The 17,553-nt window shown below is 62.7% G+C and carries 18 protein-coding genes; 6 read left to right on the top strand and 12 right to left on the bottom strand.

The genetic code is table 11. The features are described from left to right. Positions 1–15 precede the first annotated feature (15 nt). Positions 16–2,364 carry a ComEC/Rec2 family competence protein gene (locus ACILSQ_RS09130; RefSeq protein WP_395743296.1) on the top strand — a complete coding sequence of 783 codons (2,349 nt, stop codon included), beginning with the start codon at positions 16–18 and terminating at the stop codon, positions 2,362–2,364. Positions 2,365–2,374: 10 nt separating this feature from the next. On the opposite strand, the gene ACILSQ_RS09125 is transcribed toward ACILSQ_RS09130, so the two are convergent. Continuing rightward, on the bottom strand, positions 2,375–3,586 hold the full coding sequence (locus tag ACILSQ_RS09125; protein ID WP_395743295.1) for a S1C family serine protease: 1,212 nt from the start codon (positions 3,584–3,586) through the stop codon (positions 2,375–2,377). Between the two features lie 70 nt (positions 3,587–3,656). Next, a complete protein-coding gene (locus tag ACILSQ_RS09120) occupies positions 3,657–4,079 on the bottom strand; it encodes a response regulator (RefSeq protein ID WP_395743294.1) in 423 nt (140 codons plus the stop codon). 127 nt (positions 4,080–4,206) lie between these two features. Between ACILSQ_RS09120 and ispG the strand changes: the two genes are divergently transcribed. Further along, on the top strand, positions 4,207–5,991 hold the full coding sequence (gene ispG / locus ACILSQ_RS09115; RefSeq protein ID WP_395743293.1) for a (E)-4-hydroxy-3-methylbut-2-enyl-diphosphate synthase: 1,785 nt from the start codon (positions 4,207–4,209) through the stop codon (positions 5,989–5,991). Positions 5,992–6,019: 28 nt separating this feature from the next. Here ispG and ACILSQ_RS09110 read toward each other — a convergent pair whose 3' ends face one another. Beyond that, a complete protein-coding gene (locus tag ACILSQ_RS09110) occupies positions 6,020–6,586 on the bottom strand; it encodes a Uma2 family endonuclease (protein ID WP_395743292.1) in 567 nt (188 codons plus the stop codon). Between the two features lie 75 nt (positions 6,587–6,661). Between ACILSQ_RS09110 and ACILSQ_RS09105 the strand changes: the two genes are divergently transcribed. Beyond that, the gene (locus tag ACILSQ_RS09105; protein ID WP_395743291.1) at positions 6,662–7,432 is read left to right on the top strand and encodes a hypothetical protein; all 771 of its coding nucleotides are present in this window, start codon (positions 6,662–6,664) and stop codon (positions 7,430–7,432) included. Positions 7,433–7,469: 37 nt separating this feature from the next. Here ACILSQ_RS09105 and ACILSQ_RS09100 read toward each other — a convergent pair whose 3' ends face one another. From ACILSQ_RS09100 to ACILSQ_RS09085, 4 genes are read right to left on the bottom strand one after another with little or no spacing between them, the layout of a single operon-like run. Beyond that, complete coding sequence (locus tag ACILSQ_RS09100; RefSeq protein ID WP_395743290.1) at positions 7,470–7,739, bottom strand: hypothetical protein; 270 nt, start codon at positions 7,737–7,739, stop codon at positions 7,470–7,472. Further along, a complete protein-coding gene (locus ACILSQ_RS09095) occupies positions 7,736–7,939 on the bottom strand; it encodes a hypothetical protein (RefSeq protein ID WP_395743289.1) in 204 nt (67 codons plus the stop codon). Before ACILSQ_RS09095 ends, ACILSQ_RS09100 begins: the two co-directional genes overlap by 4 nt. A gap of 45 nt (positions 7,940–7,984) precedes the next feature. After that, positions 7,985–8,518, bottom strand: coding sequence for an NUDIX domain-containing protein (locus ACILSQ_RS09090; protein ID WP_395743288.1), 534 nt, complete (start codon positions 8,516–8,518; stop codon positions 7,985–7,987). Next, positions 8,511–8,786 carry a hypothetical protein gene (locus ACILSQ_RS09085; RefSeq protein WP_395743287.1) on the bottom strand — a complete coding sequence of 92 codons (276 nt, stop codon included), beginning with the start codon at positions 8,784–8,786 and terminating at the stop codon, positions 8,511–8,513. The genes ACILSQ_RS09090 and ACILSQ_RS09085 overlap by 8 nt, the downstream gene beginning before the upstream one ends. Before the next feature lie 104 nt (positions 8,787–8,890). On the opposite strand from ACILSQ_RS09085, the gene ACILSQ_RS09080 reads away from it, so the two are divergent. Further along, a complete protein-coding gene (locus tag ACILSQ_RS09080; protein ID WP_395743286.1) occupies positions 8,891–9,760 on the top strand; it encodes an FHA domain-containing protein in 870 nt (289 codons plus the stop codon). A gap of 68 nt (positions 9,761–9,828) precedes the next feature. Here the strand turns inward: ACILSQ_RS09080 and ACILSQ_RS09075 are convergent, their stop codons facing one another. Genes ACILSQ_RS09075 through ACILSQ_RS09055 form a run of 5 tightly spaced genes read right to left on the bottom strand, consistent with a single transcriptional unit; the run spans position 9,829 to position 13,629 of the window. Then, entirely contained in the window at positions 9,829–11,109 is a 1,281-nt protein-coding gene (locus tag ACILSQ_RS09075; RefSeq protein ID WP_395743285.1) for an MFS transporter, read from the bottom strand. Positions 11,110–11,154: 45 nt separating this feature from the next. After that, complete coding sequence (locus ACILSQ_RS09070) at positions 11,155–11,700, bottom strand: hypothetical protein (RefSeq protein ID WP_395743284.1); 546 nt, start codon at positions 11,698–11,700, stop codon at positions 11,155–11,157. Positions 11,701–11,703: 3 nt separating this feature from the next. Then, a complete protein-coding gene (locus tag ACILSQ_RS09065) occupies positions 11,704–12,132 on the bottom strand; it encodes an ExbD/TolR family protein (protein WP_395743283.1) in 429 nt (142 codons plus the stop codon). A gap of 8 nt (positions 12,133–12,140) precedes the next feature. Further along, positions 12,141–12,782 carry a MotA/TolQ/ExbB proton channel family protein gene (locus ACILSQ_RS09060; protein WP_395743282.1) on the bottom strand — a complete coding sequence of 214 codons (642 nt, stop codon included), beginning with the start codon at positions 12,780–12,782 and terminating at the stop codon, positions 12,141–12,143. A 37-nt stretch (positions 12,783–12,819) separates the two neighbouring features. Further along, positions 12,820–13,629 (bottom strand): TonB family protein, encoded by an 810-nt coding sequence (locus tag ACILSQ_RS09055; RefSeq protein ID WP_395743281.1) that lies wholly within the window; start codon positions 13,627–13,629, stop codon positions 12,820–12,822. Between the two features lie 166 nt (positions 13,630–13,795). Here ACILSQ_RS09055 and ACILSQ_RS09050 point away from each other — a divergent pair, with 166 nt between their 5' ends. Together ACILSQ_RS09050 and ACILSQ_RS09045 are read left to right on the top strand one after the other, a co-directional pair. Then, a complete protein-coding gene (locus ACILSQ_RS09050) occupies positions 13,796–14,902 on the top strand; it encodes a hypothetical protein (protein WP_395743280.1) in 1,107 nt (368 codons plus the stop codon). A 112-nt stretch (positions 14,903–15,014) separates the two neighbouring features. Next, positions 15,015–17,342 carry a TonB-dependent receptor gene (locus ACILSQ_RS09045; RefSeq protein WP_395743279.1) on the top strand — a complete coding sequence of 776 codons (2,328 nt, stop codon included), beginning with the start codon at positions 15,015–15,017 and terminating at the stop codon, positions 17,340–17,342. Positions 17,343–17,553 lie beyond the last annotated feature (211 nt).

Here is a 17,553-nt window from a genome sequence, read left to right as displayed (position 1 = left end):
TCAACCAGAGGGCCGATGCTCGCGAAGCTCCAGCTTTGGACCCGGGCCAATCCGCTGATGGCCCTGGCTCTGGCGGCCGTCTGCGGCATTCTGGCCGCGGAGATGGGCTGGCTTCCCGCTCACGCCACGTGGCTCCTCATGCTCACCACGGCGCTGCCGGGCGCGGCGCTGGTCAGCGGGCGTTCGTGGCTGCTGATCCCGGGCGCGGCGCTGGTCTTTGCCTTCATTCACACCGTGCGCACGGATGAAACCTTCCGCCATCCGCTGCGTCTTGCCTTGCAGGAGCAGAGCCAGCCGCTGCAGGCGCTGATCCGCGGCAGCCTGCTGCCGGAGTATGACAACACCACCGACGGCCGCGCCCACGCGCTCTGCACCACGCAGAAGATCGAGGTTCCCGCGGCGGGCCTTGCGCTGGAGCAGCCGGCCACCCTGCTGGTGCGGCTGCCCAAAGACGTCCGCTTTCCCGGCGCGGGTGTGTATGAGCTGCGGGGCACCCTCTACCTGCCGCGCACCGCCTCGAACCCCGGCACGTTTGACGCGCAGGAGTACTCCCTGCGCATGGGCCGCGTGGCCCGGCTGGACATCTCCCACATGCGGCGCGTCGGCGGCAGCAGCGAGGGCTGGTACTGCGCTTTTCTGGAGACGGCTGAAGACTGCAGGCAGTGGATCAGCAGGCAGCTCACGCAGGATCTGGAGGAAGATCCGCAAACCGTCGCGGTGCTGCGCGCCATGGCGCTGGGAGTGTCTGCCGAGGCGGATGACGAGATTGAAGACGCCTTTCGCAACAGCGGCACGCTGCATGTCTTTGCCGTCAGCGGGCTGCATGTGGGTCTGCTCGGCTTCATCGTGCTGACGGTGCTGCGGCAGACCGGCACACCGCGCAGTGTTTCGCTGTGGGTGGCGGTGCTGGTGGTGTTTGCCTACGCGTTCGTCACCGGCTGGCGTCCCTCCGCCGCGCGCGCGGCCTTCATGGTGGCCATCTACCTCAGCGCCACGCTGCTGGACCGCGAATCGTCTTTGCAAAACAGCCTCGGCGCCGCCGCACTGCTGCTGCTGGCCGCGGATTCACATCAGCTCTTCATGCCGGGGTTTCAGCTCTCGTTCGGTGTGCTGTGGCTCAGCGCCGTGGGCTCCGCCCCATTGCTCAAACGCCTGCTGCCATTCACGCGGCTGGACCCCTTTCTGCCGCCTCAGCTCGCCAGCTGGCGGCAGCGCGCCTGGAGCCGCTGCCGGCTGTGGCTGGCCACCACGCTGAGCGTTTCCTTCGCCGCATGGATCGGCAGCCTGCCCTTCATCCTCGGCCATTTTCAATCCATCACCCCCGTGGCCGTGATCGCCAACTGCGTGCTCGTACCTCTTTCCTCCCTGTGTCTCGGCGCCACCTGCCTGGGCCTCTGCGCGGCGGCGCTGCATCTGACTGGCGCGCAGATCCTCTTCAACAACGTCAACTGGGCGCTGGCGAAGGCGATGGTGGCCAGCGCGGTCTGGTTTGCCGGGCTGCCGGGCGCGAATTTTCATTTTCAGCCACGCACCTTCTCCACAAACGCCCCCGCCGAGTGGCGCGTGCTGGAGCTGCCCTTTGGTGGCGCGGCGAATCATCTGCGCATTGGCGGCACCCACTGGCTGTTTGACACCGGTGATGACGAGAGCTTCCGCCGCGTGCTGCGTCCGTATCTGCATGCCAGCGGTGTGGACACCGTCGCGGGTGTGTTTCTCAGCCACAATGACGCGGGGCACATCGGCGGCGCCGCGCAAGTCGTCGCCACGTTTGGCGCGCCCGTGCTGTTTTGCAGTTCCCAGGAGCCGGGGCGGCATGATTCCTCACGCTCCACCCTGCGCCGCCTGCTTGAGTCATCCCCTCCGCCATCGCTGCGCAAACTGCAGGTCGATGAACCCGTCATGCTGTCCGAGGCGCCGGCGCTCAAAGTCGAAGCCCGCATGCTGTACCCGCCCGCGCAGGTGCAGAACGACCGTGCGGATGACCGCACCATGGCCCTCATGGTCCGCCTCGGCCCCTGGCGCGTGCTGTGGCTGAGCGACGCCGGCTGGCGTGCCGAGAAGGCCCTGTGCGCCAGTGCCGCCGATCTGCGCTGCGATGTGCTGATCCGCAGCCAGCATGAGCTGGACCTTTCCACCAGCGCGGAGTTCCTGCTCCGCACGCAGCCGCAGCTCATCCTCTGCGGGAGCGACCCGCGCACCGTGGAAACCGCGCTGCCCGCCCCGCTCGTTCAACAGGCCAAAGAGCAGAACATCCCGCTGCTGGACACCTGGAGTTCAGGCAGCATCGACCTGCAGTTTCACCAGGATGCTCTTCACGTCCTCGCCAGCCGCTCCGGCAAGCGCTGGGTGCTGAAGCCAAGATAAGAGTGGAGCGCTAAGGGCCCGCGTCAGGTCTGGCCCCGAGCCGGGCGATGATGTCGCCCTTTTGTTTATTGCGGATGACTTCGAGCTTCACCTCACTGCCGGGCGGCTGGGTGCGGATGATCTGCAGCAGGTCCGCCGGAGAACGGAAGGCCATGCCCTGAAACTTGGTCACCACATCCCCCTGGCGCAGGCCGGCCTCGGCGGCGGGTGAATTGTCCCCGATGTCCGTGACCAGCGCACCACGGCGCGAGGTGCCCCAGACGGGATCGATCTCCACCGCTTCGCTGCTGACCCCCAGCCCGAGGTAGCCCCTGCCGGTGAGACTGGTCACTCCTGAGATTTGCTTCGCGCTTTCCTTGAGCTTTGCCTGGATGTCTTCCACCACCAGCCTGGCTTCATTGGATGGCACGGCCAGCCCCACGCCCTGCCAGCTCCTCACCGTCGCGTCCCCCCGATAAAGGGCAACATTGATGCCGATGACCTCACCGCGGATGTTCACCAGCGGCCCGCCGGAGTTTCCTGGATTGATCACCGTGTCCGTCTGCAGGTAGTCATACTGGCTGTCGCTGAGATGGCGGTCACGCGCGCTGATGATGCCCTGCGTCACCGTGCCGCTGAGCCCGAAGGGATTGCCCACCGCAAGCACGATCTGGCCCACCCGGGCGTCATCGGAATTGCCAAAGCTCAGCGCGGCAAAGTCCATCCGCGGACTGTCGATTTTCAGCAGGGCGATGTCCCGCTCCTTGTTGAAGCCCAGAATGAGGCTCGGGTAGGTTTTGTTGTCGTTGGTGGAGAGCTCGATGTCGGCCGCCTGCACGCCTTCGACCACGTGATAGTTGGTGACCACATGCCCTTCCTTGCTGATGATCACTCCGGAGCCGAGGCTGGGCTCCATCTGCTCCGCGGCGGCGCCGGTGCCTTTGAAGGGCTGCCAGTTTGGCTGCCCATGGCGGACGTTCTTTTTGGTGGTGATGCTGACCACGGAAGGCTGCACGGCGGCGGAAATTTTGGAGAACTCGTCATTCAACCGCGTCAGCAAAGGCAGCTCATCCGGCGCGATTTTCGGCTTTTTCGGCGGAGTGATGGTCACAGCTCCGGGCTTTTCTCCTTTGAGGAGATTCAGCGCGCCGTAGCCCCCCTGCCCATGGCGCCACCACGCAAACAGCAGCGCGGCCACGACGAACACGAAGGTGGCAAAAAGCAGGCGGCGGAGGTTTTCCATGAAGTACCAATGCGCCAGCGGCTGCGAACTTCAAAGTTCAAAGTTACGGGCAGCGCGCCCCGCCCACGCGTCAGGCCGCGCGCTTGGGGCACAGAATGATGAGCTTCTGCCGCGGGAGAGGCAGCGGCTCGGCAGGCTCGCTGAGCGCGCGGTTCACCGCGCTTTTGATCTCGTCCGGCTCGAAGGGTTTGGTCACGTAATCACAGACTCCGCGCCGCACCGCCGTCACGATGTCACGCGTTTCGGAGCAGGCGGAAACCATCACAAAGCGGGTGGCGGGTGAGGCCTCGCGCGCATCGCGGATCATATCCAGTCCGTCCATTTCGCCGAGCCGGCGGTCCACCAGCGCCACATCTGGAGTCATTTCGCGAATGGCGTCCAGGCCGGCCCGGCCATTGTCGAAAGCCATCACTTCGTGTCCCTCGGCCCGGCAAAGGGAGGAAAGGAGCTTTAAAACCGGCGGATGATCCTCAATAACAACAATATTTGCCATATTGAATCGAATTCTAGCACCGCTGCCACCATCGGCAAGGAACATGTAAGAAACTTGTAATGGCCTCCTTCCCCCTGCGGCTTCCCGTTTGCTTCGAGGCTGCAATCCGGCATTTTAGCCACCCACCATGTCTTCCCCCCTGCTCCGCTACTGCCACGACCTCTACAATTATCAGCGCCGCGAAACGCGCCCGGTCATGGTGGGAAAGGTGCAGATCGGCGGCGGTGCCCCCGTGGTGGTGCAGAGCATGCTGACCAGCGACACCCGCGATGCCGCCGCCTGTGTGAAGGAGGCCCTCGGACTCGCCGAGGCGGGCTGCCAGATCGTCCGCGTCACCGCCCAGACGCGGGTCATCGCCGAAAACCTGCAGCACATCCGTGATGGCATCCGCGCCGCTGGCTGCGATGTGCCCCTGGTGGCTGACATCCATTTCAAACCCGACGCCGCCATGGAGGCGGTGAAGTGGGTGGAAAAAGTCCGCGTGAACCCCGGCAACTACGCCGACAAAAAGAAGTTCGCCGTCAAGGAATACACTGATGAGGAATACGCGGCCGAAGTGGCCTACATGGAGGAGCAGTTCGTCCCCCTGGTGAAGGAATGCATCCGCCTGGGCCGCGCCATGCGCATCGGCACCAATCACGGTTCGCTGAGCGACCGCATCATGAACCGCCACGGCGACACGCCGCTGGGCATGGTGGAAAGCGCGCTGGAGTTTGCCCGCATCGCACGTGCGCAGGGCTATCACAATTTCCTCTTCTCGATGAAGGCCAGCAATCCGAAGGTCATGATCGAGGCCTACCGGCTGCTCGTGGCGCATCTGAATCAGCTCGGTGCCGACTGGAACTACCCCATCCACCTCGGCGTCACCGAAGCCGGCGACGGTGAAGACGGCCGCATCAAGAGCGCCATCGGCATCGGTTCCCTGCTGGCAGACGGCATCGGCGACACCGTGCGCGTGTCTTTGACCGAGGACGCCATCTTTGAGATCCCCGTGGCCCAGCAGCTTGTGAAGCCCTACAACGAAGGCCTGCCCGCGCAGCACGAGCACATCCACAATGCTCCGGCGATCAGCTACGATCCCTTCGACTACAAGCGCCGCGAATCCGAAGTCCTCACCATCAACGGCGTCAAAACCGGCGGCCATGAGACCGTGCCCGTCTTCACCACACGCAAGAAGTGGGACGCCGTGGCCCATAAGATCGACAAGCTCGGCGACTACAAACCCGAGGTCGTCATCGAAGACAGCGGCGTGGTCGAAATCGACCCTCGTGATGATGCCGCCATCGCGAGCCTTTACGACAGCGCCTCGGCAAAGCTGGTCACCATCAAAGACGGCCTCAATCTCCCCGTCATCGCCGCCTACCGCCTGCTGTCCGCGAAGCTGCAGCCACGCCACCCCATCCTCCTCAAGGACACGCTCAAAGCCGCAGGCAGCGATGACTTCACCGAGAACCTCCTCGTCGCCGCCACCAACATCGGCTCGCTTCTTTGCGACGGCATCGGTGACGCGGTGATCGTCAATGGCGAGGCCGCCCCCGGCCAGGCCCTGCGCATCAGCTACAACATCCTGCAGGCCGCCGGCGTGCGCATTTTCAAGACCGACTACGTCGCCTGCCCAAGCTGCGGCCGCACGCTCTTCAATCTGCAGACCACCACGCAAAAGATCCGCGCCGCCACCGGCCACCTCAAAGGCGTGCGCATCGCCGTCATGGGCTGCATCGTCAACGGCCCCGGCGAAATGGCCGATGCCGATTTCGGCTACGTGGGCGGCGCGCCTGACAAGATCAATCTCTACGTCGGGAAGACCGCGGTGAAGTTCAACATTCCCGAAGAGGAGGCCGTGGAGCGCCTCATCGATCTGATCAAGGAGCATAACCGCTGGTTTGACGCCCCTGCGCCTGTGGCGGCGTAAGCACCCATTTCCCGGAGCAAAGTGGGGGCTATGCTGAAGCAAACAGCTCAGCCACGTTCACACTCACGGTGTTGAGCGCGGCGCATTGCAGCACCTCGCCTTCGGGCACTCGCTGGTGGCGTTGGTAGTGTCCGTTGACCGGGTCGCGATACACTTCGATGCAACGCTCCGTCGCATTCACGATCCAGTATTCCGCCACACCGGCTTCGGCATACACAGAAGCCATCTCGCGCTCCACCAGCAGGCTGCTGACGGAAACTTCGACCACGAGACGCGCGGTCACAGGGTGCGATTGATAATCATCGCGACGACCATCCACGATGGAGATGTCCGGTTCGGGCTCAGAATCCCGGAGGGTCAACGGCGCCTCCTGACGGATCCAGAAGGAGCCATTGACGGTCGCTCTCAAAAACTCGATCAGTACATCTGCGAGCTTGGTGTGAAGAAAGGGTTTGCTCATTTTTTCGATGATCACCCCACGAATGAGCTCCGCCCGCTCAGGAGCCAGACCATTGTCGATCATTTGATGCCATCCCGCGACAGAGAGCGGCAAAGCGCGCTGCTGAAAGTCAGGTTGTGACAGGATAGGCACCATGAGAAAACATGAGGTTCAGAAGCAAAACTGGCAAGCACTCTTGCAACGCCAGTCGCAGCGTGACAGACTCCGCGCATGCTTTTGCAGAAAACCCTTCTGCTTCTCCTGCTGCTGGCTGGACTCACGCCGGCCAGTGCGCAGTCGTTTGCCAGATCGGAAACCGCTGAAAGCTGGTCGAAGAAGCAGATGCAGCACATGCTGGCGGACCGGCCCGTCATGAAAACCTACCAGGTGGGCGGGCAGATCCAGTGGGTGCGGCAGCAGGACAGCATCTGGCAGTGGGTGGCCGAACGCTACGCGGGCAAGACCACCGGCATCAAGACCGCCTGGCACGAGGCCGCCCCCACCGATGGCTACGAGGCCATGCACGGTTACGCCGCGGAAAAGGCCTACATCTTCCTTCAGGATCGTTCCGCCAGAGCCGGTGGCGGCCACAACGAAACCTTCGAAAGCCTCTGGAGCGGCGTGGTGTTTGAGCATTTGAACCTGGAGAACGCCCGGGGCTTCCACCAGACCACGCTGGCGGCCTATCAAGGCAAATGCTCAAGGGATGACTATGCGAGGCAGATGGCAGCGCTCGAATATCGGGCTCTGGGCAAAGCGCAGGACTTTTACCAGAAGGTCTGGCTGCCCTGGTGTGAGGCCGGCGGCTTTGTCTCAAACCCTGACATCTGGGCGCACGGCTATCTTCCGAGCTTTGACGCATGGCTGGCGCAGTATCCGCAGGGCTCCGCGTATCCCTGGGAGTACTATGGCAAAGCGTATGACATCCTCAGGCAAAAAGCCGGTGAAGCCGCTCAAAAGGCGCAGGCGCTGGAGAAGCAGCCCGCTGCATCCGGCCCGTGACCTCAGTCCTGTTTCCCGGCCATGTCCTGCCGGCTCCTCACCGCTTCAGCATCTGGTCATACTCCGCGTGCGAGCCGATCCAGACCCACTCCACACCGCCATCTTCCAGCTTCCAACCAATGGCACGATAGTGCTCACCGACGCGAACCGAAAAGCGATGCCCCGCACCCGCCAGTCGTTTGAAGTGCAAGGATGGATGCTGAGGGTTAAGACGCCAAAGCTGATCATTCTTCTCCGCCAATTCTTGTACGTCCTTTGGCAAAGCCCCGAGCAGGCTCCAGAAGCGTGGTGTCGCCGTCGATTTCACGCCTTTACCGGCCAGGGTTGACTCAGGCCCGCAGCCCGCGAAGCAGCCGCCTCTTCAAAAAGAAAATCGAGCCGGCCTGCTTCGGCATCCTGCCCCATCTGCTCATCCCAGGTTTTTGCTTTCACTTGATCAAACCATTCGGCCAGCTTCCAGAAGTCCTCCTTCGGCAGCCCTTTGATGGCAGATTCGATTTCAAGCACGGAACTCATGCCTGATCATACTCAGTTCCGAGCACGCTGGCAAGTTCAGGCGGCAACTGCCGATGTCCGCCACCGCCTCACCGCCTCCGCGTTTGACCAGAACGCAAACTCATCATACGCCACTTCGTCCAGCGGGCAGATGAGGCATTCGGACACCTCGGCGGCCTGCATCACCACGCCGTTGAAGTCTGGTACACGGGCCATGTAAAACAGGTCCAGCGTGGGCCAGGCGTAGCCTTGGAACAGATAGCGGTTGTTCAGCGCGAGGAAGTAGGTGAAGGCGCTCGCGGGCAGTTCCAGGCCCACTTCTTCATGCACTTCGCGGGCAGCCGCCATCTCGCCGGTCTCCTCGGGCTCGATGACGCCGCCGGGGAGTCCCAGCCTGCCAAGGCCGGGCTCATGGGCGCGGCGGATGACGAGCACGCGGTTCTGGGCGTCCAGCAGCAGCGCCACCGCGGCGGCGATGGGCGCTATGAAATGACGATGACCGCAGGCGGCGCAGACAAACTCGCGGTCACTCTTCGTGATCCATGCGCTGGCGCCGCAGTTGCTGCAAAACTTGTAGGGGGACTCAGCCATGCTTCTTTCCCTGCCGCCTCTGCTCCTGAAACGCCAGCAGAAACACCAGCACGCAGGCCGCTTTCATCACAAACAGCCACCAGGGCTCCCACCACGCGCCGGTGCGCGCCTCGATGAGATCGGAAATGCCGAACACCACAAACGAGAGCGGCAGCAGCCAGCGCCACGGGCGTTTCATTCGCAGCCGCATGGCCAGCACCAGCGCGATCACAAACCACAGCCCGGCCTCGATGTGATTGAACAAGGCGTGAATTTCCTGAGGGTCCATGATTCTCCATTCCCTGAGCTCTTGCCCGCTGGCAAGCTGCGATTTTCACGCAAGGTTCTTGGCTTGGCTGGCATCCTTTGTCAGAATACGCGTTAATACCAACCATGAGCCACAACCTCCTCCAGTCCTGGCTGCGCCTTTCCAACGGCGAGCGTCATGATTTGAATGGCACCTGCTCGATCGGTCGCGCACCGGACAACACGCTGCCGATTGCGGACAGCGAAGTCTCGCGCCGCCATGCGATCATCCAGGCCCAGGGCGAGCGCGAGTTCTGGCTGGTGGATCTCGGCAGCGCGAACGGCACCTATGTGAACGGCCGCCGCATCTCGCAGTCCGTGCGCCTGCACAATGGCGACCTCATCCGCGTGGCAGGCAACGAGATGGAGTTTGCCACGGAGATTCTCAGCGCCATGCATCCCGGGGGGCAGCAGGCCATGGCCTCCACCATGATCCACATCCGCCAGGCGCAGTGCTGGCTCATGGTGGCGGACATCGTGGGCTCCACCCGGCTTTCGCAGACGCTGCAGGGGGCGCAGTTTCCGCGCATGACCGGAGGCTGGTTCAAAAACTGCCGCCAGATCATCGACGAATGCGGCGGCCACATGTCCAAGTACCTCGGCGATGGATTCTTCTGCTACTGGGACGACACCGCGGACAGCGCCATCCAGGTGCGCCAGGCCGTGGCCAAGCTGCACCAGGCCCAGATCATGGGCAATCCACCCTTCCGCGTGGTCCTGCATTTCGGCGCAGCCGCGCTCGGCACCGTGCCCACGATGAACGAGCTCAATCTGCACGGACCCGAGGTCAATTTTGTGTTCCGGGTGGAAAAGGTCGCCGCCGCAGAAAAACAGAACGTGCTGTTCACGGAAGCCGCCGTGAAACGCATGGCGGCGGAGCAGGAGGTGCGCTTCGTCACGGAGTGTCCGGTGGAGAGTTTTTCGAACTCCTTCAAGTTCTACACCCTCAGCCACTGAGCCTGGTGGTGCAGGCACTCCCGCCTGCCCCGGTGATGCAGGCACTCCTGCCTGCAAGGGCGGGCATCTCAGTCCACCGCACTCGCCACGCCGTCGGCCTCCTTCGGCTCGGACGGCAGCAGCAGTGCGATGAATGCGGCGGGAATGAAGAGGTAGCTGGCGAAGAGCATCGCCTCACGCACGTTCGGCACGGCCTGATACACGCCGAAGAAGACCGTGCCGGCGGCGGCGATGATGCGGCCGAAGTTGTAGCAGAAACCGGCGCCGGTGGTGCGCAGCAGTGTGGGAAACAGCGGCGGCAGGCACATGGTAAACAGACCGAACACACCCTGGCATGCGCCAATGAGCGCGAAGAGCCATTTCATCGCATTCCAGGAATGCTCCCAGTAAAAGGTGGCGAACATCGCGCCAAAGTAGGCCAGCATCATCCAGAAGATGGCGTTTCGATAGCCCATCAGCTTCGCGAGACCGCCGGCAATGAAGTTGCCGATGACGGAGCCAAACATGATCCACATCAGTGCGGCCCCGGCGGCCTCCGCCTGGCCCTGTTTTGACATCGCCATGACTTCGGGCAGTTGCTTGACGACCTTGGCCTGCCAGAACAGGAACGCCCAGTGCGCGGTCAACGACACACCGCAGATGATGAGCACGCGCCAGGTGGTGCTTCGCACAGCAGGGCCGAACAGCTCGGCCACCCCCGGCGCGGGCTGCTTGCCACGGGCTTCTTCCCACGTGTCCGTTTCCGGCACTGCCTTGCGAATCCACACGGTGATCAGCGCGGGCAAAATGCCGACGAGGAAGAGGTATTTCGGCGGCTGGGAGGAAAGCATCCAATGAGCAAACACAGCCATAAGCACGCCGAAATTCACCGCGCTCTGCAGCACAGCGGCGATCCACGGCCGCCATTTTTTCGGCCACGTTTCAGACAGCAGCGACGCGCCCACCGCCCATTCACCGCCGATGCCCAGTGCCGAGAGGAAACGGCACACCATGAGATGCCACCACTCCGTGGCGAAAAACGACAGGCCGGTGAACAGTGCATACGTGAGGATGGTGAGAGTCAGCGCCTTGCTCCGGCCGAGCACATCGCCCACGCGGCCAAAAAAACCGCCGCCCACCGCCCAGCCGACGAGGAAGGCCGCCTGGATGATCGAACCCTTCACGCCGACATCGGCCGCGTCCTGCGGCAGGTCCATCAGCTGCGCCACAAACACCGTCCACACCAGGGTGTAGAGATGCATGTCAAGCCCGTCGAACAACCACCCGAGCCACGCGGCGATGCCTGACTTCCATTGATGCGGCGAGAGATCGCGAAGACGGGTGATTTCAGGAGTGGCTGGCTGGCTCATGCGGGCGCGAGTCTTTCGCAGGCCGCCCGGAATGGCAAGCACGGATCACTTGCTCTTCGCCAGCTTGTTGTACTTCTCCACCAGCTCGTTGAACTCGCGTGTGCGGGCGTTGAGCTTCGTGATCGCCTCGTTGCGCTCTTCGGCGAGCTGTTTGAGCAGCTCATTCTGCTTCTCCATGGCGCTGTTCTGCGAGGTGACGACCGCGTTGTGGTTTTTAATCGCGTCAGCCTCCTTGCCAAACGCACGCTGGGTCGCCTCCAGGCCGTGCTGCACCTGCATCAGCTCGCGCATGTAAATCGCGATGGAAATGCCGCGCGCCGCGGAGTCGGCGGTGAGATTGGTCAGCTCGCGCGAGACCTCCACCAGCTTTGCCTCCACCTCCGCGCGCAGCTCGGTGAGCCGGGCGATCTCCTTCTCATACTCGCGCACCTTGCGCTCCGCGTCGATGCGCATGGTGTTTTCCGCGTGCAGCCGTTTGACGAGGTCGTCAATGTGGTCGCGCAGGCGCGACTCGCGCCTCCACTGCACCACCATGATGACGCACAGCCCGAGGGAGATGAAAATCAGCAGCGTGGTGAGCAGGCGCTTCATGAATCAGGGTGCCGGCTTGGCCGCGTTGGCAGGTTTGACGTTCAGCGCCACCTTGGTGAAGCCCACCCGTTTGGCGGCATCAAGCACTTTCACAATATCCACGTAATCTGTTTTCTCATCCGCGCTGATGTAAACCGGCGTCGCAGGGTCCTTGCCGAAGCGTTCGGCCAGCTTGCGTTCCATCTCCGGCAGCGTGATCGCCGCCTTGTCGAAAAACACATCCCCCGTGGCGTTCACCGCCAGGTTGATCATGTCCGGCTTGAAGTCGGACTGAGCCGAGGAGGCCACCGGCAGGTTCACCTTGATGGTCTGCTGCTTGGTCATGGTGAGGCTGACCATCATGAAGGAGGCGAGCAGGAAGAACATCACGTCGATCAGCGGGATGATCTCAAGCCGCGTCTTTCGTTCGGGCAATGGCGAATGAAGTTTCACGGCGGGGATCAGGCCTTCGGGGTGACTTTGTCAAACCCGTGCTGCGCAGCGAGGATCAGCACATTGTTGGCGGCGGCCTCGAGCTCGAATTTCAGGGCGGCCAGACGCGAATGGAAGTAGTTCATCGGCACCAGCGTGCCGATGGCAATGCCGAGGCCCGCAGCCGTGGCGATCAGCGCCTCGCCGATGCCACCCGTGACCTTTTCCACCGCCAGCTCACTGCTGCCGATGCTGGTGAAACTGCCCATGATGCCCGTCACCGTGCCCAGCAGGCCCAGCAGCGGCGCCAGCGTCACGATGGTGTCCATCGCGCTCAGGTAACGGCCCGCATCCCGCAGCTCCTGCCCGGCGGCGACTTCCAGCGCCCCCTGCATGCTGGTGTGGCGGTGGTTGAGCCCATGGTGAATCATGCGCACCACCGGGTCCTTGGACCTGGCTGAATGGGCAATGGCCTGGGCCAGGTCTCCCGCCTCCAGCTTTTCATACACTTCATCCAGTTGTCTGGCGGACCGTTTGGCGGAAAAGCGCAGCCACCAGAACACACGCTCCACGAAAATGCAGACCGCCACAACCGTGACCACCGCAATGGGATACATGATGGGACCACCCTTGTGAAAGAGATCGACGACGGCGTTGGCGAGAATGGGCATGAAGAAGATCGGGAGAAGGAAGAGGAAAAAACGAAGTTCAGCGGAGGCGGAACGTGAGCGGCAGCGTGTAGCGGTGCGCTGTACCCGGAGGCCAGTGCCAGTTCCGCCGCACATGGGACGCCGCATAATCATCCAGGGAGCTGAAGCCCGTGCTGCTGATGACCGTGACGGCTTCGACCGCGCCGGAGGGACCCACGGTGATGCTCAGACGCACCGTGCCCTGCATGCCCGCGCTGCGCGCAAAGTCCGGATAGGAAGGCTGCGGAAACTTTCCTTTGCCACCGCTGCCGGCGGTGCCCCCGCCGCCCGCAGTCCCGGCCTGGGAGGTTGAGGCACCCGTGCCGCCTCTGCTGGCCACCGCCGCCGTCCGCGTGCTCGACGGAGCCTGCACCGGCTTGCGTTTGATCACGGGATCCACGGGCTGCAGCGCGCTCTCGATCTTCGGTGCGGTGGGAACCGCAAAGATGTCCTCCATCGTCATCGCTTCGGCGATCTCCGGCAGGTCCAGGTTTTCCGGCGGCGTCTCCACGACCTCAGGAATCTCCACCGGCAGCACCGGCTCGGTTGCAGCCGACACTTCCGTACTGGACTCCATCGACATCAGCTCCGCCATGGAGGTTTCCACCATCGGCAGTTCAGCCGCTTCATCGAGGTCTTCCAGCGTCTTCAGGTGGATGGGCGGCAGATCCGCGGCAAACAGGCCGATGATGCCCACCGTCAGAAAGCTGCTCGTGATGCCCACGACCCAGGACAGCGTGATGACCACCTGCAGCAGGCTGCTGCGCCGCCGCACCACGGGCGGAAGAGGGCCCGCGGCAGGTCCTGGCTTTGGAAGGTCGTAGCCCATGGTGGGCAGGGGGTTTAGCACTGAGGAAGTCATTTCACAAGACAGAGCGGGAGATCAGGATGAAACATAAGAACCGCATGTCAACTTGCAATTGCGACTCAGTCGCATCATTATTCACATCTTGCGCCTGACACTGCCTCCATTGCTCGCGACAGAGAACTCCCGAATGCCCCCTGCCCCCGACTCCACCGACACCTCTCCGGACGAGCGCAATGCTGCAGCCAAGGTCTGGATGAAACGCGGCATCGCTCTTCTCTCCTCCGGCGACACCGCCGCCCTGCCCGCCGCGTTGGACTGTTTTGACCAGGCCCTGGCCATACGCCGCGAGCTGCCGTTTGAGGAGAGCTCCTGGTTTCGCTGGCTGCTGACGGCCTGCTGGATGAACCGCGGGGATGTGCTGACACGACTGGGAAAACCGGAGGAGCTGGCCGCCGCCATCCAGAGTTTCGACGAGGCCATCTTCCACCTGCAAAAACTGCCCCTGGAGGAAGACTCCCAGTACCGCGGGCGGCTGGCGCTGGCCTGGATGAACCGCTCCCTGGCCCTGCGCGCCCAGGCCACTCCCGAGAGCCTGCAGGCGGCGCTGGCATCTCTGGAGCAGGGAAAAACGGTGATCGAAGACAGCGTGGCGGCAAATCTCCCCGTCAACAATGCCCTGCTCCCGACCCTGCTGCTCAACCGCGCCGCGCTGCTGCTGGAAGTTTCCCCACCCAGAATGCTGGAGGCCCTGCAGGTGGCGGAGGAAACCCTGGCCCTCTGCCAGGCCGGGGAGCACCTGAACCTGCAGGCCGCCGAGATCGGCCTGAAGGCACGCCACGTCTTCTGCCATGCCGTGGCCATGCTGCTGGAGACACCTCCGGTGGACACCACCCGTGCGGACGACTGGATCATGCAGGCCACGGACAAGGTGGATGAGGCGATGCACCTCACAGCCCGGTGGGAAAAGGAGGGAGCAGCCGGCGACTTTCGCGGCATCCGCCACGAGTTGTTTCGTTACGGCTGCAATCTCCTCCTGGCCTACCAGCCCCATTTCATGGCGGAGTTTCTCCTGGATGTGCTCGACCCCGAGCAGGGCTCCCCGCTCCTGGCGCAGGATGCCGCGCTCTACCAGGCTGGTCTGGAGGCCCTGGATCTGGCCGCCGCGGAACTCCGGCACCGTGGCCCCCTCGATCTAGGACTGCAGAAAATGGACCGCTTGATCGAGATGCTCGAGACCCTCAGCCGGGCCGCCGCAAAGATCAAAAAACGCGCAGACCAGGCCGTGATAGGATAATTTCTGTCCACATAGGGCATTCCCCGGGGGGATGCGTTGACGGTTTCCCGGCTTTTTCGATTACTCGGCTCCCGCCAAGGAAAAATCCGAAAATCGTTCCTCTCATCCTCCCATGTCAAAATCGCCCTCCCGATCCTTTCCCCGCCTCAGTGGCACAGAGGCCCTCTCTGTCACCACCCTGATGTACGCCGCAGGCAGCCTGGCCGCCCAAGGCGCTGACACAGCACCACCGCCCAATCTCACCGGCACCGCCTCTTCGACGGAACTGGACGAGATCCTGGTGGAAAGCCGTCTTTACAACCCCAAGCGCATGCAGTCTCCCAAGTACACGGAGCCTGCCCGCAACATCCCCCAGACCCTCACCATCATCCCCAAGTCGGTCATCGAAGACCGCGGCGCCTTCACCATGCGGGACGTGCTGAGAAACACCCCCGGCATCTCCATGCAGGCCGGCGAAGGCGTCAGCACCGGCTCCGGGGTGGACAGCCTCTCCATCCGCGGCTTCAGCTCCCGCAGTGACTGGTTCGTGGACGGCATCCGTGACTACGGCAACTACAACCGCGACCCCTGGAACACGGAGCAGGTGGAAATCGCCAAAGGTCCCGCTTCCACCACCATGGGCCGCGGATCCACCGGCGGCTACATCAACACGGTCTCCAAGATGGCGGGCCTGGACGAGTTCACCACCACGACCGCCACCATCGGCACCAGCAACCTCTACCGCGGCACGGTGGATACAAACCAGAAGCTCTCAGAGCACACCGCCATCCGCCTCAACGGCATGTGGAACTCCAATGACGTGGCAGGCCGTGACAATGTCTTCATGGGCCGCTACGGCATCGGCGCATCCATCGTCTTCGGCCTCGGCACGGACACCCGCTTCACGGTCAACTACATGCGGCAGGAAGAAAACAACATGCCGGACTTCGGGCTCCCTTACATTCCGAACAATGGCACCTTCGTTGCACCGGTGGGCTACTTGAACGGCTTCCAGAACCAGCTTCCGCCGGTGGACTACAGCTCCTTCTATGGCCGCCGGAACTACGACTATCAGAAGATTCAGACCGACATGATCACCGCGATCTTCGAGCATGACTTCTCCAAAACGCTGCGGTTCCGCAACACCACACGCTGGGCCCGCAACAGCTTTGACATGCTTGCCTCGGCGCCGCGTTTCATTGACACCGACACGGGCACGGGTGGCAATCAATACACCACCCAGCTCGTGACTGAGGATCAGCGACGCCGCAGCACCAACTCCATTTTTACCAACCAGTCCCTGCTCAACGCGGACTTTGACACCGGCCGGCTCAAGCATGGTCTGGTGATGGGTCTGGAATTCGCCTATGAGCAGCAGCTCGCCGCCACCCGCGCGGGCAACGTCAGAACCACCGACCTGTATGATCCCAGCGTTTCGGGAGGACTGACTCCAGGACAGCAGGCAGCCGCGCCAAACCGCACCACCACCATCGCCGGCGTCAGCCCCACCGATCTCCCCCCCTCGGCGGAGGCCCACCTGTCCACGATTTCGGTGTATGCCATGGACACGGTCAAGATCGGCAGGCACTGGCAGGTCAGCGGCGGCATCCGCTATGACCACCTGCACGCGGTGACGCATGGCTACTATCCCACCGGGGCCAACGACATCTTCGGCTTCAACGTTCCAGGCCCCACCAACAACGACGACCTCTTCAGTTGGAAAGGCGCCATCGTGTACAAGCCCGTGGACTACGGCAGCTTCTACTTCGGCTACGCCACCTCCTACAATGCCACGATAGACGGCGGCAACACCGGCCAGCTAGGCCTGACCACCAATGGCGCCGGCGGCACCACCGGCAACAACACCTTCGCGGGCTTGGATCCCGAACAGGCGACCAGCTATGAACTGGGCACCAAGTGGGATATTCTCAAGGAGCGCCTGTCGCTGACGGCCGCCCTCTTCCGCACCGAAAAGCGCAACGTCCGCACCACCAATGCCAACATCACCACCCCGGCCGGCAACCAGGTCGTGGACGGTGTGGAGGTCGGCATTGCCGGGCAGCTGACCAAGAGATGGCAGATCTTTGCCGGCGGTGCCCACATGGCCAGCAAAGTGAGCAATTCCTCCATCGCCGGGGAAATCGGCCAGTCCATTCCCAATGCGCCGGACTACACCTTCAATCTCTGGACCACCTACAATCTGACGGACAACCTCCAGATCGGCGGCGGCACCCAGTACATGGGCAAGATCATCGGCAACGCTGCGAACGCCTCCCGCCTGATTCCAGACTACTGGACCACGGACGTGATGGTCAGCTACCGCTTTACCGACAGCTTCAGCCTGCGTCTGAACATCTACAACATCGCCGACAAGCGCTACATCATGAGCGCCAGCAGCGTTGGCAGCGCCACCCCCGGACCGGGACGCTTTGCCGCACTGACAGCCACTGTTAAATTCTAAGCCTTCAGGTTGGGCATAGAGGTCGTGGGCCTTGGATTTGCCGAGAGGCGGTCCAAGGCCCATTTTTTTGCCCCGGCGGCACTGAGCCTCCGTGGGCATTTCTTATTCCAGGATTGTTTTTGCAATTTGTGGGGTTGACTCGTCCTGAAACTGAGACTTAATCGCAACTCGTTAATGAAACCGAATCTCATTAGCATTAATCCTCCCACTT

The sequence above is a fragment of the Prosthecobacter sp. genome, assembly GCF_044227185.1.
Lineage (GTDB): Bacteria > Verrucomicrobiota > Verrucomicrobiia > Verrucomicrobiales > Verrucomicrobiaceae > Prosthecobacter.
Note: the sequence above shows the minus strand (reverse complement) of the source record. Positions and strands in the feature narration are given on the sequence as shown.

Coding starts and splice junctions, on each gene's coding strand:
- ACILSQ_RS09130 (WP_395743296.1), top strand. CDS start 16: ATGCTCGCGAAGCTCCAGCTTTGGACCCGGGCCAATCCGCTGATGGCC.
- ACILSQ_RS09125 (WP_395743295.1), bottom strand. CDS start 3,586: ATGGAAAACCTCCGCCGCCTGCTTTTTGCCACCTTCGTGTTCGTCGTG.
- ACILSQ_RS09120 (WP_395743294.1), bottom strand. CDS start 4,079: ATGGCAAATATTGTTGTTATTGAGGATCATCCGCCGGTTTTAAAGCTC.
- ispG (WP_395743293.1), top strand. CDS start 4,207: ATGTCTTCCCCCCTGCTCCGCTACTGCCACGACCTCTACAATTATCAG.
- ACILSQ_RS09110 (WP_395743292.1), bottom strand. CDS start 6,586: ATGGTGCCTATCCTGTCACAACCTGACTTTCAGCAGCGCGCTTTGCCG.
- ACILSQ_RS09105 (WP_395743291.1), top strand. CDS start 6,662: ATGCTTTTGCAGAAAACCCTTCTGCTTCTCCTGCTGCTGGCTGGACTC.
- ACILSQ_RS09090 (WP_395743288.1), bottom strand. CDS start 8,518: ATGGCTGAGTCCCCCTACAAGTTTTGCAGCAACTGCGGCGCCAGCGCA.
- ACILSQ_RS09085 (WP_395743287.1), bottom strand. CDS start 8,786: ATGGACCCTCAGGAAATTCACGCCTTGTTCAATCACATCGAGGCCGGG.
- ACILSQ_RS09080 (WP_395743286.1), top strand. CDS start 8,891: ATGAGCCACAACCTCCTCCAGTCCTGGCTGCGCCTTTCCAACGGCGAG.
- ACILSQ_RS09075 (WP_395743285.1), bottom strand. CDS start 11,109: ATGAGCCAGCCAGCCACTCCTGAAATCACCCGTCTTCGCGATCTCTCG.
- ACILSQ_RS09070 (WP_395743284.1), bottom strand. CDS start 11,700: ATGAAGCGCCTGCTCACCACGCTGCTGATTTTCATCTCCCTCGGGCTG.
- ACILSQ_RS09060 (WP_395743282.1), bottom strand. CDS start 12,782: ATGCCCATTCTCGCCAACGCCGTCGTCGATCTCTTTCACAAGGGTGGT.
- ACILSQ_RS09055 (WP_395743281.1), bottom strand. CDS start 13,629: ATGGGCTACGACCTTCCAAAGCCAGGACCTGCCGCGGGCCCTCTTCCG.
- ACILSQ_RS09050 (WP_395743280.1), top strand. CDS start 13,796: ATGCCCCCTGCCCCCGACTCCACCGACACCTCTCCGGACGAGCGCAAT.
- ACILSQ_RS09045 (WP_395743279.1), top strand. CDS start 15,015: ATGTCAAAATCGCCCTCCCGATCCTTTCCCCGCCTCAGTGGCACAGAG.